The 11,674-nt window shown below is 54.1% G+C and carries 7 protein-coding genes and 2 pseudogenes; 8 read left to right on the top strand and 1 reads right to left on the bottom strand.

Annotation, left to right across the window (positions count from 1 at the left end):
* Nucleotides 1-4,320: hemagglutinin repeat-containing protein (locus EGJ27_RS24520; protein WP_125833334.1), on the top strand; the 4,320-nt coding region annotated here is incomplete at its 5' end.
* 977 nt (nt 4,321-5,297) lie between these two features.
* Here the strand turns inward: EGJ27_RS24520 and EGJ27_RS24535 are convergent.
* A pseudogene (locus EGJ27_RS24535) lies at nt 5,298-5,988 on the bottom strand (TIGR03747 family integrating conjugative element membrane protein).
* Between the two features lie 561 nt (nt 5,989-6,549).
* Here EGJ27_RS24535 and EGJ27_RS24540 point away from each other — a divergent pair.
* The 7 genes and pseudogenes from EGJ27_RS24540 to EGJ27_RS25450 form a co-directional block, all read left to right on the top strand.
* Complete coding sequence (locus EGJ27_RS24540) at nt 6,550-7,308, top strand: DUF637 domain-containing protein (protein ID WP_125833336.1); 759 nt, start codon at nt 6,550-6,552, stop codon at nt 7,306-7,308.
* Nucleotides 7,309-7,336: 28 nt separating this feature from the next.
* Entirely contained in the window at nt 7,337-8,341 is a 1,005-nt protein-coding gene (locus EGJ27_RS24545) for an HNH endonuclease (protein ID WP_125833337.1), read from the top strand.
* Nucleotides 8,338-8,850, top strand: coding sequence for a hypothetical protein (locus EGJ27_RS24550; protein ID WP_125833338.1), 513 nt, complete (start codon nt 8,338-8,340; stop codon nt 8,848-8,850). The genes EGJ27_RS24545 and EGJ27_RS24550 overlap by 4 nt, the downstream gene beginning before the upstream one ends.
* A 641-nt stretch (nt 8,851-9,491) precedes the next feature.
* Nucleotides 9,492-9,764, top strand: coding sequence for a hypothetical protein (locus EGJ27_RS24555; RefSeq protein WP_177523098.1), 273 nt, complete (start codon nt 9,492-9,494; stop codon nt 9,762-9,764).
* Nucleotides 9,765-9,845: 81 nt separating this feature from the next.
* Nucleotides 9,846-10,265, top strand: a complete 420-nt coding sequence (locus EGJ27_RS24560; RefSeq protein ID WP_125833340.1) for a hypothetical protein — start codon at nt 9,846-9,848, stop codon at nt 10,263-10,265.
* A 563-nt stretch (nt 10,266-10,828) separates the two neighbouring features.
* Nucleotides 10,829-11,185: a hypothetical protein gene (locus EGJ27_RS24570; protein ID WP_125833341.1), complete on the top strand. Its 357-nt coding sequence runs from the start codon at nt 10,829-10,831 to the stop codon at nt 11,183-11,185.
* A 361-nt stretch (nt 11,186-11,546) separates the two neighbouring features.
* Nucleotides 11,547-11,674 (top strand): annotated as a pseudogene (locus EGJ27_RS25450) (hypothetical protein); the annotation flags it as partial.

Here is an 11,674-nt window from a genome sequence, read left to right on the forward strand (position 1 = left end):
GGCGATGTGATCAATGAACGATCCGTCACTACTGCGATGAATACCAGCGGTAGGGCCGTGGGCCGAACTGACTACGCCGACAACGCTGCCCGCATCGAAGCCGGTAATGACATGGCCTTGTCCGCAGGCCGCGATGTCAACGTCATCGCCGGGGTACTGCAAAGTGGCCGGGATACCGCGATCGATGCCGACCGCGACGTAAATCTCCTCTCTGCCGAGACCGTCAGCAGTGATCGTCACACCACAACCGTGACGCAACTGGCGGCCAACGTAGCGTCCGGCCGCGACCTCAAAATCAACGCAGCGCGCGACGTCAACGCCATCGCCAGCCAGATCTCCGCCAAACGTGACATCGCCGCCAGTGCCAATGAAAACCTGACCATCAGCTCGGCCGCGGATGAGTACCACTACTTATCCAAGAGCAAAAAAGTCACTGTTCAGAAGGACAACATTCGACAGGTTTCGACGGATATGACGGCAGGCGGGGATATTTCCCTCAATGCGGGTCAGGACCTGGCCGTTGTCGCTAGTCGCATCACCGCCACGGGCAACATAGGCCTTGACGCTGCGCAGGATATGACGATCTCTTCAGCCAAAGACGAGAGTTCGTATTTCTACGCCAAGAAGAGCAAGGGTTCCTTTGGAAGAAGCAGTAGCAAGCAGCAGGAAAGCTACGACAGCACCAATATCGCTTCGGTGATAGCTGCGGGTGGCGATCTGACGGTTAATGCCAGCAAAGATGCGGATGGCAGCGTCAACATTAACGGTGGTCGCGATGTGAGCATCATTGGCAGCCACCTTACTGCCGGTAATGATCTGGTGCTAAGTGCCACGAATGATGTTGCGGTGCTTTCAGGCGTTGAGGAGCACGGCGCCTATAGCAAAAAGACCAAATCGGGTTTCATGGGGATTTCCAAGAGCGGTAAGAGCAATCTGAAGACTAGCGCTACCCAGGTGGCCAGCGACTTGCAGGCTGGAAACGACGTGGTTGTGGCGTCCGGTAAAGACATCAGGCTGCGTGCGAGTGAAATCGGAGCGGGAAATGACGTCGAGCTGCGAGCTGGGTTGGTGGACAGCGATGGCGACCTCAATCTGGTGTCCGCCAACGATCAGGCCTATAGCCACAGCGAGCAGTACAAGAAGAAGACTGGGTTATCCGTTTCGGGCGGCTTTCTTTCGGTGTCGTCTGCCAAGGAGGCTGGGCGTGAGGCGCAGAGTAGTACCAGCGTAGGCAGTCAAGTGAATGCTACGCGTGACGCAGCTCTGGAAGCGCAACGCGATGTCAACGTCAGCGGCAGCAGTGTGAACGCCGGAAGAAACGTGAGTTTGAATGCGGGGCGGGACGTCAACGTGCTCGCGGCTGAAAACGCGCAATCGGATCGCAGCTGGGAAAAGAATAAACAGAGCGGCATCGGCATCTCATCCAACGCAAACGGCGTGACATTCTTCGCAGGAGTAGAGCGCGAGGCGGGAACCGACCGCCTTGAGCAGCAAACAGCGGCAGCCAGTCGTATCAGCGCCGGGGAAAATGTTGCTGTCAACGCTAAGCGAGATATCAACCAGGTAGGTTCGGACCTCGAAGCCGCAAACGATCTCAATCTGACTGCTGGGCGAAATATCAAAATCGACGCCGCTCGCGAAACACTGCTTCAAGAGCAGATCCGCGAAAGCGAGCGTAATGGCCTCAGCCTGAGCATCAACCATAACTATGGCCGCACCAAAGATGCGGTGAGCGGGGCAGGCAAGGGCGATGATAACGTCAGTAAGGGATCCAGCACTCTAAAAGCCGTTGACAGCGTATCGCAATTCACATCCGGCGCGACATTTGACGGCAAGTTTGGCAACAGCAAACAAAGCACGACCGAGCAAGTGGTCGAGCAGAATAATAGGGCTTCCACGCTGTCCGCTGGCAACGATGTCAACATCTCAGCAGGTAACGACGTATTGATTAGCGGCAGCCAAATGCAGGCTGGACGGGACATCAATGTTACAGGTCGTGATGTCACTCTCGATGCGGCGAAAACCCAGCTCACCCAAGAAACCCGGGAAAGGCAAAGCTGGGGCGGCATCCATGGCGGGACCAGTGGCGGCTTCAAACTGGGTGTCGGTGGCAGCAACGGCATTGCCAGTGGCGACAGCAGGCAACAGTCGTCCACTGCCAGCGCGTTGCAGGCAGGACGCGACGTCAATCTGGAGGCCCGTAATGATCTGAGCCTGATCGGCACTCAGGTTCAAGCGACTAGAGATATTGATGTCAAGGCTGGCAACGACCTCAACATCAAGGCCGCTCAAAACAACAGCTCTACCGAAAACACCCGTAAAAACGGTGGCGGAGAAGTCGGTCTGACCTTCGGTTCCGAAGGAGTGGGTGTCTACGCCAGTGTCAATATTGGCAAGGGGGACCTGGACCGCAAAGCCGAGCAGCAGCAGGAAGCGTACCTGTATGCCGGCAATCGACTGGGCTTTTCGAGCGGGCAGGACACCAACATTGCTGGTGCCAGCCTGCGAGGTGATCAAGTTGCCGGGCGTGTAGGTCGAGATCTGAACGTCACCTCGCTGCCGGACACAGGGAAAGTCAAAGGCAGCGAGTTTGACCTCAGCGCGACCGTGGCCGTCGGCTTGGGTGTTAGCGCCAGCGGCTCAGTAGGCTTCGGCAAAACCGACGGTTCAACCAACTGGATCGAGCAGCAGACCACCATTAATGGCAAAAGCTCGGTGGACATTCGCACGGAGAAGCACACCCAGCTAGACGGTGCAGTGATCGCGTCTGACAACGGTAACTTGAAGCTGGATACTGGCTCGCTAGGTTTCAGCGACATTGCCGGTAACGACAAAGAGCATGGTTACTATCTCAATGTCGGTGGTACGTATGGTTCGGGCGGTGCTCAGGACTCAAGCCAGGTGGGCAAAGGCGGAAAAGATGAAAATGGCTGGAGTGTCGAAGGCTGGAATTACGAGAAGGATCGTCAGCAGATCGTGCGCGCTACGGTCGGTGCAGGGGACATTGTGGTTCGGGACGATGCCACGACGGGCCAGGACTCTTCTTCAGGCCTGAACCGGGATGTTGCCAAGGCTTACGAAATCACTCGGGATGATGAGCATAGGACGGATTTGTATGTCACAGACTCATCGCTAAAAGCCGTCGCCAACCCTAAAGCTGCATTACAACAATGGCAGGAGAACGTTGAGCGTTACGGAGAAAACAGTCAGGAAGCATTTGAAAAACTGGTCGATGCGTTTTTGTTGACCGGATATATCACAGCGCGGGGCGGATCGGCAGATGCTACCGGCAATGCGAACCGATACCTCGTCGCACGAGAAATCCGTCGAACGCTTTCACGCAAAGACGAAAGCGATCGCGCAGCCGTTGTAGAAAAGATCCTCTCGGGCATTGTCGGAAAGCCGGTGAGCAGCGACATGGATCCGCTTGTTGATCGTATCACTGCTATCGCTGGGCAGGACAGCGACCAGGCATATCAGCTACTGACGCTGCTTTATAGCTTGAATAAGCGTAATGATGCTGGGGGCCAGAACTTTGTAGCTGTTTTCCCACTTGCCGCAGGCGCTGCCGCAGCACTGGCCGCTGCTCTTACCACGACCGCAGCCAGTCCTGAAGGCCAAGAGCGTGTGCAAGCGGCGGCCAATGCTGTCGCTACTTCGGCCGCGGAGTCAGGGAAGTCACTACAGGATCAGGTCGCAATTTCTGTAGACATCTGGAAGTTCCTGTTTAACACAACCTTCCCGGTTCACCTGCTCGACGATGAAAACAGCAGGTTGATCAACCCGATTGTAGAAGCTCAAGGTGCCAATCCGGCGAGCGGAGGGTATGCTGCGGGATCGCAGCCGTCAGTTCCTGCTTATGCGGGTGGTAGCCAAATTGCTGATCAGGGGCCGAATGACTATTCGAATCCTGTGACGCAATTGCCTGCGCCGGGGGTTATGAATCAGGATGGCGTAGGTGCCGAAGTAACAGGTGGTGCAGTAGAGCTAACGTTTGACAAGGTTACCCGGACTTGGACGACTCCAGCTGGTCTAGACTATGGACAAGGATCGGTTCAAGGAAACAGAGTTTTGCATGTTTTAGAGCATGCGGAGCCGAATCCGGCCAAGACAACGCATAGCGTTTTTAGTATGGACAGAAAAGAAATTTTGGGCGCTGTTGATGAAGCGTGGCTCAAAAAAGGTAGTCCCGTAGTAGGTGATCCGGGTGCATATGTAGTGCCGATGGGTCGAGCGATTGGTACTTCGGGAGAAACGAGTATTAAAATTATTGTTCGGCCCGGGACCAATCTGGTTATTACCGCCTATCCTGTTAAATAGAGGAATTTTATATGTTGTGTCCAAGATGTGAGCAGGGAGATATTGTTAAGGCTAGAGTTGTAGCTGATGACACTTTATTGTTCGTATGTCAAGAGTGCGAGGCCTCATGGTTTCTATCCGAAGACATTGGTGTTAAGGGTTTTGTCGACTATGGAACTTATATGGAAAGTCTAGGGTTGAAACCACTATGGAGTGAGTTGCAAATCATTCCTGAGTAGGCGCTAAAGGCAGTTAGTTGGCAGGAAAAAGCCATTCATGGTTTGTGAGGTTCGGTAAGATGTTGGATTCCGCGGATGATCAGGTGAGTTCCCTCGGATGGGCCGAGCGCTTCAGAAGTATGGCAGCCAAGAAGATAGTGCATTCCTCATCAACGAGGGCGGAGTTAGCCCGCTGGTGTGCCTTTTGACTGACGACGGGGGGCGGGATTTTTTGGATTCAGTGCCTTGGTTAATGGAGGGATTGAGTCGAATACGACACGCCAAGGAGTCTCCGGGATGCTTGGTTGATTGGAGTCGGGATGTTTGGGGGGGGCGAGCTCTCCGACGAAATGGTCAAAGTTTACTCGCTTTATGATGAAGCGTTTTTTGAGATGGTCTGTATTGATTCATTTGAGGCGGCATTATCAGCGTGGTTAAGATTTATTAGCTCAGATCCGATCTTGGGATGGGTTCAGGAAGTTGGGATATAGTATATGTTCTTCAGATTTCAGAAGAATTAGTGGGGAGTTGGTGGTTTGGGAGCGTTGCGTTTTTTCTCATGATGAGGTTTAGTGTTCAAGTTTCATGAAGCGGTGGTTTGTGGAAGTGCTATGACGTTGTCTGTATTCGTAAGCTGTGATCGCAGATCGTGTATGAAATAGTGCGCCGGCGCGGGCGTGGAGTGAATCGAACGTAGCTCTGAAGCTTGCGCCAACTGCTACTGAGATGTAAGCGCTCTACCAAGAAATTTATTTTCGTCCGAGAGCTTGGGATGGCCGTTTAAAGATACTTCTTGAAACTCCCCACCGTCACACTCACCACTCCACCCAAAACCACCGCACAAGCCAGCAGTATTAACACCGGACTCCACACTCACCGGCAACGCCAGATAGATCACCCAAGGCGCCACGCCGACCGGCACAACCAGCATCTTCGCCCGGTGATAAACAAACCCCGACTCCCGCCCAGCACCGAACCTGCGCAGATCCCGCCTTACCAGCCCGTCCACCGCTCCAGTGAACGCAGCCATCAGAAACAGCGGCACCAACAGCGTGAGAATCACCAACCGCGTCAGAAACGTCAGCACGGTATAGACCGCCGCCAACCCGTAATCCTCAAGCGCGACGTACATCATTCCAAGGTATTGGTGAGCACCTTGAGTCTGGCTGCTATTGATCCGCGATTGTGCTGCCGAGTAGTTGATCCATTCGATAAGCCCAGTCTTTTCGAACATCCACGCATACGCGACATCGATGACGACCTTGGCCGTTCTGCCCGGATTGTCCACCACCAGACTTTGCGCAAAGCCATTCGCGATCCATTGCAGTTCGTTGTTGAGCATGTCCCGCGCATGGTGCCATCCCTGTTCTCGCCAGTAGAAACAAAGACCGATCCATTCAATCAGCACGCTGATGAACAGCGAGCCCAGCAGCAGGCCGATGAAGGCGAACGGGATGGAGAGGGCGCGCATGATTGGCCCTTTTTCTCGGACGTGTTGCTGCTGGGTTCCGGCGACCAGTGCGGTGGTGATCTGGCGATAGGTACCACCGGCACCCCAGCTGTCAGAAGTTTCCCGGGCGTCTTCCTTGAGCGCTAGGTAGTTGTCACGACTGATCTGTCGGTCTTCCAAAGACCGCGCAGGGTCGTAAGAGGCTGCCAGTTCTTTTTCGGCTTTGGCGTTTTTCTGGTCGACTTCCCTGATCTTGTCTTCCAGGAAAACGCTAGCGTTTTGAACGAACTTGCTGGTGATCTCGAAGTTGGTCTGAATCTCCTTGGCGTCGAAAATCGGCTTGAGCTTGTTCGTGCCATCTCGATCGCTGGACACATCGGTATTGATGCCCGCAACGGTCTGCGTAGCACTCTTACCTGTCAAAGCCTGCTGTCCGGCCTCGTTGATGATCGTTACATTGACGCCGCTAATGCCACTGCGTGTTTTGCTGCTCGCGTCGTCGCCATCTTCCCGAACGCTGCCCGAAGATCTACCGGCTGACCTGATCGACACCCTGCCCGACCAACCTGCTGAATAATCCATATGGCCAACCCCACGCAAAGCGCCCATATCTCCGGAAACGTCAGCGGTGGTGCCAGTCAGTTTGCTCAGAACATGCTGGTCAACTACGTCCAGCAGCAAGGCTCGGAGGCCATCGGCAACCTTGTTAAAAAAGGTCTGAAAGAAGGCAGCAGCGAACATGCCGCCCTGCGCGCCATCCTAGGTTGCGCAGGCGCGGCGGCGAGCGGTCAAAGTTGCTCGGCGGGTGCAATGGGCGGGGCCGCGTCGAGCGTGTTGACGCGCCTGTTCAGCGAGGCGAGCGCCGAGGAGAGCGACTCGGAACGTGAGGCGGAACGCAACATCATCGCCAGCCTGGTGACCGGGATCGGAGCGATGAGCAGTCCGTCTACAGCCGCGACGGCGAGCAATGCCGCGATCGCGAACGTGGACAATAACTGGCTGGCCACCCAGCAAGAGGTGCAATACAACAAGGAGCTTGAGGCTGCCGAGACGGCTAAGGAGAAGCTTCAGGTCTGGGCCAAGTGGCAACAGACCTCGATGCGCCAGAACGTTTTGACCGGTTCGGGCGTCGCGAAGGGCTTCACGGATGGGATGGCTGGCATCGGTCTGGATACGCTGAATAGTGCCGTGGGCATGTTGCGTGATCCAGTGGCCAGTTTCGACGCGGTCATGGAGTTCGCCAGCTCCCCTCAGGCCCAGCTACAGCTGGGCGAACAGGCGGCTCAGATACTTGCAGCTCAGATTAACGAGATCAACATCGCGCTTGAGCAGGGTTGGTGACGCCAACGCCGAAGAGATGGGCAGGAAGATGGGTGAGGTCACCGCCCTGGTAATCAGCACGATTGCCACTGGCGGTGGAGGCAGTGCGTCCCAGTCGATGCAGATGGCCAAGATGGGGATCGTGATGTCCAGCAAGGACCTCGCGAGAGTCGCTGCGACGGTGAAGCTGAGTGATGTCAAAGAGCGTATTGCGGGGATAGTTAAGGTTGGTCGCGATTTGGATGTTCCGGTTGTTGAGCCTGTTGCTACCCCCGGTGCAGCAGCGGCTGGCGCGAAGGCTACGGAACAGGCTTCGCTCCCGTCCTACTATCGTGAAGACAGTTCCGCAGGGGCCCAGTTGGTCAGACCGGAGAGTCTACCGGACGGCTACCGCCTGGTTCTCAATACGAGAACTGGAAATCGTGAGGCTCTCAGCCCAGAAGGCGTGTTTTACAGGATCCTTCCCGATGGAGGTGGACTCAAGCCGAAGGCGGGCGGTAATCTGGCGCAGTTGGTGAAGGCTGAGCAGGAGATTGCTGGTGCAAAAGCAACTCCATCCGGTTCGGTTTCTGGAGAAACTGGAGTTGTAGGTACTGGTAAAGCTGCGGCTAATGATGCGAGTTTTACACCAACATCCACATCAGGATGGACGAGTATCTCGAGTGACGCTCGCGCTGTGGTCCGGGACGTCGAGAACCATTCAGGTGTGCCGATGCCCTCTACCCAGCGCACGCAACTCGCAGAGGAGTTGCGTCAGGTGGATCACACTTATGTCGCGTCCAGAAGCGACTATCAAGCCTTACAGCGGGAATACAATAGCCAGCGAAATAATCTCAAGCGTGAGTGGGAGTTGAATACTGGTTTGACATGGCCCAAGACGGAGAGTGGTGTGGATTTCCAAGCGCACCATGTGATACCACAGCAGTATGGTGGACCTAACCAATGGTGGAATTTGCATCCGGTGCCGGTTGGAAGTGCTCACCAAGGTGGCGTTCATGCCCCAGCAAGTCCAACAACTACAGCATTTCCGCAGAACCCTCCGAGGCGACCATGACCATGTACGAAAAATTAGAGGCATTCAATGCACTTGCAAGCGTGCTATTAGAGCGGCTGGACCCTGTTTCTTCCGTTGACGTGAGTGGGATGCGACAGCAGTGGCCCGCGGCTCCCGATGAGTACTTTGCTTTTATGCAGGAGCGGGGGCATGGTGAGATAAAGGAGGACGACTGCGCGCTGTCGCTTTTGACGATTCAACCCACATTATGTCCCGCGGCAGACTACTTCGGTGATGATGGGTTTTATAAAGACGGACCCTATGAATCGGGTGCTAAGGGCGAGGTGTGGCTGTTCGGCTGGGATAGCACCGGGACTGCTTTCGGTTTCGACAGTGGAGACAACTGGCGATTATTGGAAATCGACAATATGCGTTGGATAACGCGACTTGACTTGTCGTTTCGTCAGTTCGTCGAAGGGGTGTTGGTATGTTATCCACAGCGGCCGATAAGCTTTGCGAATGGAGTTTGGCGCGACTCGGGAGATGTTTCTTACACCCTGTCGGATTAGGCATAAAAGCCTGCTGAGCCTAAAAAAGTGGAAAAGGCCGCATTTATCTGGTGCAAAAGCTGCAACAAGTGGAAGTGGTCCGGCCAAGGGCTTCTTGTAAGTCAGTGATGCATATTCATCTTCTAAAACTGTACAAGGGTTGAGTAATTCAAACCGATTGACTTTATTTACGAACCGGCTAGCCAACGATTCATCGTGGGACGGAATCAATTTGGGCATGAAGGGGTATTAGATGCTGGAAAAAATCCCGTCATCTGACGCTATCGTCGGCGGCGGGATCTGGAAGGAAATGGAGTCCTCCGGACATATGAATGGAGCGGACATTATGGGATGAACTGGACTCCCGAACTTCGTGAGCAGTTCAAGTCCTTTATGAGCAGCCATGGCGTGGATGTTACCCATACCCCTGGGATATCTAGCTGATAGATGAAGTGAAAGAAAAATTATTGATGGAACTCGATAACTAGATGTTTCATGGGTTGAAAAAAATGAATACAACATTGAAGGGAGTATTTTGAGTTGGCTTCTTGTAGCAGATTTCTGTAATGGGCGTTTTGCTTTGGGGCTAACGTCCAAAGGGGTTTGGGAAACTATTACAATATTCCCGGCTCCATTGAAGTAGTTTGAGTTGGAGGGGTTTGATGTACGAAAATATTCGGCATATGCTCAAGACGGTCTTTTCTTCTGATTTTGGGTTTTCAGAAGGAATGGCAGTAAGCATATATGTTGGGAGCGTAAACTCTAGCCGGAAAAAAGAGGAGTTAGTTCGTGAGTTAACAAGTGCCTTTGAAGATGAGGGTGTTTGTTGGCGAGATATTCTAGTAAATGACGAGTACGAGGTTTTGGAGTTTGAAACGGAAGAGGAAGCCAAGGCTTATATTAGAAGAGTGCTTTGGGAGCCGCTGAAGATTTAGCATTCGGATTACTGCGGATCTGACAGTTCTAGCGCTGCTGATGTATATTTCGCAAAAGCAGCGGCCAGCTCCGATGCGGTGATGGAGTTCGCCGGCTCTCCAGAAACCAGGAAACAGCTCGGCGAAGAGGTGGCGCAACAGCTTGCGAGTCAGATCAAGCAGATCAACATCGCGCTTGAGCAGGGTGGTGACGCCAACGCCGAAGAGATGGGCAGGAAGATGGGTGAGGTCACCGCCCCGGTAATCAGCACAATTGCCACTGGCGGTGGAGGCAGTGCGTCCCAGTCGATGCAGATGGCCAAGATGGGGAAAGTGATGTCCAGCAAGGACCTCGCGAGAGTCGCTGCGACGGTGAAGCTGAGTGATGTCAAAGAACGTATTGCGGGGATCGGCAAGGGCGGGCGAGATTTGGATGTTCCCATTGTTGAGCCTGTTGCTACCCCCGGTTCAGCAGCGGCTGGCGCAAAGGCTACGGAACAGGCTTCGCTTCCTTCCTACTAGGTGAAGACAGTTCCGCCGGCGCCCAGTTGGTCAAGCCGGAGAGTCTGCCGGAAGGCTACCGCCTGGTTCTCAATACGAGAACTGGAAATCGTGAGGCTCTCAGCCCAGAAGGCGTGTTTTACACGATCCTTCCCGATGGAGGTGGACTCAAGCCGAAGGCGGGCGGTAATCTGGCGCAGTTGGTGAAGGCTGAGCAGGAGATTGCTGGTGCAAAAGGGACAGAGGTCGCGGGTTCGGGGCCAAAGGTGCCGCCGAAGCTGCAGCCATTCACCAATCCGCCTCAAGGGCCAGTAATTCCATCGGGTTGGGTAAGTCGCCCTGGTAGAGCCTCTGGCAGCACCATTTATTATCCGCCGGGCACAGATCCAAGTGCTCCCGGAAGTACTTATATTCGATTGATGCCTTCAGGTTCGACTCCTGTTCCCGGGTTAGACAATGGTTATTGGATTTCCGTGAAAAATGGACAGCCGATAAACCCAGCAACCGGTGGTACTGGCACAAGGGGAAATACACATGTGCCATTACCGCCAAATACTGTGCCGCCTGAGCGATGGGAGTGAATTATGATTAATGAAGCCGATTTGGCAGAGCTGGATTCAACAGTGCTTACAGGTGTAACAGTTGGGATTGGCTCGCAAATTTTAGTATTCGGAAGTGGTGCGACGGTGCTAATACATTGCCCCTTTACAAGTGAAATTCAAGGACGGAAGCAAGAGGGGCACGGTGAGGATGTAACTACCAGTGAATTACTTTTCGATTATCTGAATTGCCAGGTGACAAGTGCTTCGCTTGAAGATGGGGGGATTCTAGTGTTGAAGTTTGAGGGGGGGAAGTCATTGATGATTATTCCTGAGTGTAACGGGCTTGAGTCTTATGTGATCTCTACTCGCTTTGGTATTTGTCCTGTTGCAGTAGTTTGAAGGTTCAAAAGGCATTGATAAAATTGTTGAAAGCGGTCGCACGCCAAAAGCACCCCTGTCAACGCGCAAACTTACAAGGGCAGATCAGATCACTGACGTGTTGAACCCGGACTTTGGGATAGGCCCGGCAGTGGCAGTGGTTGTGCCCAAGAAGATTCTTGGCTATGACTACAAAGGCGGCGTCGTCTTCAGCGGTACGGGCGGAACACCGTCGGTGGTTCAGGCGGGCCAGGCTCTTGCAGTCAACGCAACCGGCACCGTCAAGAACGGTACGCTGCAGGCCAACACTGTGTTTTCCGGCATCGCAAAAACAGCGCCCGGAACACGCGTTGAACATGATCTGGTGGTTCCCTATGTTCACCTGAATGCGCAACTGCCTCCGGATTTGGCTCAACAGCAAGTCAACCCGCTGGCACTGCCCGGCTTCAGTCTGCCAACAGGGCAGAACGGCCTGTTCAGATTGAGCAGCCAGACCACCAGTAACACCAG

The organism is Pseudomonas sp. v388, assembly GCF_003935425.1.
GTDB lineage: Bacteria > Pseudomonadota > Gammaproteobacteria > Pseudomonadales > Pseudomonadaceae > Aquipseudomonas.

Bases quoted from the DNA above. Each gene is read 5' to 3' on its own strand.
- EGJ27_RS24550 (WP_125833338.1), top strand. From the start codon at position 8,338: ATGACCATGTACGAAAAATTAGAGGCATTCAATGCACTTGCAAGCGTG.
- EGJ27_RS24560 (WP_125833340.1), top strand. From the start codon at position 9,846: ATGGAGTTCGCCGGCTCTCCAGAAACCAGGAAACAGCTCGGCGAAGAG.
- EGJ27_RS24555 (WP_177523098.1), top strand. From the start codon at position 9,492: ATGTACGAAAATATTCGGCATATGCTCAAGACGGTCTTTTCTTCTGAT.
- EGJ27_RS24540 (WP_125833336.1), top strand. From the start codon at position 6,550: ATGGCCAACCCCACGCAAAGCGCCCATATCTCCGGAAACGTCAGCGGT.
- EGJ27_RS24545 (WP_125833337.1), top strand. From the start codon at position 7,337: ATGGGTGAGGTCACCGCCCTGGTAATCAGCACGATTGCCACTGGCGGT.
- EGJ27_RS24570 (WP_125833341.1), top strand. From the start codon at position 10,829: ATGATTAATGAAGCCGATTTGGCAGAGCTGGATTCAACAGTGCTTACA.